The sequence below is a fragment of the Spiroplasma sp. hy2 genome (genome assembly GCF_044714365.1).
Lineage (GTDB): Bacteria > Bacillota_I > Bacilli_A > Mycoplasmatales > Mycoplasmataceae > Spiroplasma > Spiroplasma phoeniceum.
Genome location: NZ_RXFZ02000138.1, coordinates 1 through 2,739, shown reverse-complemented (window position 1 = coordinate 2,739; position 2,739 = coordinate 1). Strand labels below are relative to the sequence as shown.

The 2,739-nt window shown below is 28.6% G+C and carries 3 protein-coding genes; all 3 read right to left on the bottom strand.

What is annotated here, in order from left to right:
- Window positions 1–117: 117 nt before the first annotated feature.
- The 3 genes from EHV01_RS04545 to EHV01_RS04535 all read right to left on the bottom strand — a co-directional run bounded on the left by EHV01_RS04545 (window position 118) and on the right by EHV01_RS04535 (window position 2,589).
- Window positions 118–408 (bottom strand): hypothetical protein, encoded by a 291-nt coding sequence (locus EHV01_RS04545; protein WP_422066404.1) that lies wholly within the window; start codon window positions 406–408, stop codon window positions 118–120.
- Window positions 409–464: 56 nt separating this feature from the next.
- Window positions 465–2,198, bottom strand: a complete 1,734-nt coding sequence (gene ptsP, locus EHV01_RS04540) for a phosphoenolpyruvate--protein phosphotransferase (RefSeq protein WP_422066403.1) — start codon at window positions 2,196–2,198, stop codon at window positions 465–467.
- Window positions 2,199–2,364: 166 nt separating this feature from the next.
- Entirely contained in the window at window positions 2,365–2,589 is a 225-nt protein-coding gene (locus tag EHV01_RS04535) for a hypothetical protein (protein WP_415745687.1), read from the bottom strand.
- Between the last annotated feature and the right edge of the window lie 150 nt (window positions 2,590–2,739).

Genomic DNA, 2,739 nt, shown 5'->3' with positions numbered 1-2,739 from the left:
TYTAATTATTTTTTTCATTAATTATTTACCTCCATATATTAAAAATATACCTAATTTTAGGTATATTTTATAAATATCAAGAGTTTTCGACAAAATTAAAGAATTTATGTGCTATTTTTAAAACAATGGGAAACCAACTAGTTGTTTAACTAAAACCAAAATAGAACCAATTAAGCAAAAGAAACATAATAAAAATAAAATTAAATACTTATTTTTTTGAAAAGCAACTCGAATTGTTACCTTCTGTTTAACCGCAAAATTATCATTTTTAGTATTATGGCGTGTTTTATACCATTGTCTTCAATATCAAAATTCACTAATAATTGATAATGCCGTAAAAATAACAACAAAAGCAATTAAAACTGGTAATGGAAGGTCAATTACTGCATACGTATTTAGATTTATCATTTAAACCACCTATTTTAATAAAAAATAACACTATATAGTGTTATTTTATCAAAATTTTAGACTTCTAAAGCATTTTTTGTTCTTTTTTCAACTAAAGCCAAAACTTCATCACCTGTTTGGCATTCTAATGCTTCTGTTACTAATTGTTCCATTGCCGAAACTTCTAATTTGCTAATAATACGACGCGCATTTAAAATACTTGTGGCAGACATTGAAAAGTAATCTAATTTCATTCCCATTAAAAGCGGAATTGTTTGTTCCTCTCCAGCCATTTCACCACACATTCCAACCCATTTTCCTTCTTTATGGGCACCATCAATAATTGTTTTAATTAAACGTAAAACAGATGGATTATATGGTTGGTATAAATATGCCACAAATTGGCTCATTCGATCAGCTGCCATTGTATATTGAATTAAATCATTAGTTCCAATTGAAAAGAAATCAGCGTGTTTTGCAAACTGATCAGCTAACATTGCTGCTGCTGGAATTTCCATCATCATTCCAATTTCAATATTATCTGCCACTTTATGTCCTTCTTTAAGTAAAATTGCTTTTTCTTCTAAGGTAATTTTTTTTGCAGTTTTAAATTCATCAACTGTCGCAATCATTGGAAACATAATACCAGCTTTCCCATGCACACTAGCACGTAATAAAGCACGTAATTGTGTTCGAAAAACATCTGTTTTATCTAAACAAAGGCGAATCGCACGATATCCTAAAAATGGGTTCATTTCTTCTGGAAATTTAAAATATGATAATTTTTTATCACCACCAATATCCAATGTTCGAATAATCACTGGGCGCCCTTGCATTCCTTCCAAAACACCTTTATAAGCTTCATATTGCTCATCTTCAGTTGGGAAATGGTCATTATCCATATATAAGAACTCACTTCTAAATAATCCAATTCCTTGCCCACCATTATCCAAAACACCTTGAACATCTTTTGGTGCTCCAATATTTCCTTCTAAAACAAATTTTTGATATCCATCTTTTGAAACTGTTGGTTTATCTTTAAATGCCAATAGTTCTTGTTGCAATTGTAAAAATTTTTCTTTTTCTGTTGTCCAAGTTTTAATCTCCACCGATGTTGGATTTAAGATAACTTCTCCTGTTGTTCCATTAATCATAATTATTTCATGATGGTTTGCTTGTTTTGTAATATCTTTTAATCCTAAGACAGCTGGAATTTCTAGACTACGGGCCATAATTGCAGCATGACTAGTACGCCCCCCCATATCACAACTAAATCCTTTCACAAATTTAGGATTTAACTGCGCTGTTTGTGAAGGTGTTAAATCTTCAGCAACAATAATAACTTCTTCACTAATAGTTGCTAAATCTAAGACCGGAACATTTAAAATATACTTAATTAAACGATCAGTTACATCTTTAACATCAGCTGCACGCTCTTTAAAATATGGATCATCCATACTTGCAAACATTGTAATAAACTTTTGAGCAACAGTATGAATTGCATATGCTGCATTATTGTTATTACTCTTAACGATATTTTTTGCTTCATCAATCATTGCTGGATCACGCAAAATTTCCTTATGTGCTTCAAAAATTGCTGCTTTTTCCGCTCCTAATTTGTCTAAGGCAATCTTTTGTAGTTTTTCAATATCTGTGTTTGCCTTTTGCATTGCTGCTTCTAGTATTTTAATTTCTTTTGCCGAATCAGAAACCGTATTATTCGAAATTTCATATTTTGGTTCTTCTAATTTAAAAACTTTGGCAATTGCAATTCCATTGCTGGCACCTATCCCGTGCAGTTTTTTTGACATAATAAAAAATCCTCACTTCTCTTTCTACTAAAACTATTATATACCGAAAACTGGAAAATTGTTGCATTTTAACTAGACTTTTTGTTATAAGACATTATTTTCTGTAAAAAACAATAAATTTAAGTAACTATTTTATTTTTTTATTTTATAAAATTAAAAAACATTATTATACTCGTGGAAGATTATATCAACGAGTTTGCATAATTCCGTTAATAAAAATCCGATATCAATAAAATCCAATTAATAAAGTACCTTGTTTAAAATTTAAATTTTTTATTGTATTAATTCTCATTCGTTGAATTTTTTTAATACTATAAATAGCAAACCAAGTTGAATTATAAACAAAAGCATAATCTGGAATTAATTCACTTAAATCAATGTTTTTGCTCAATGCTTGATATTTTTTTCTACACGAAAAATAAATAACTTATTAGACTTCTTGCATAACCTATTAAAATAATTGTAAATATTTTTAAAAAGATACTAATAGCAAATTATAATTTTAATTAATTATGTCTTTTATTTAAAAATTTAATNNYTT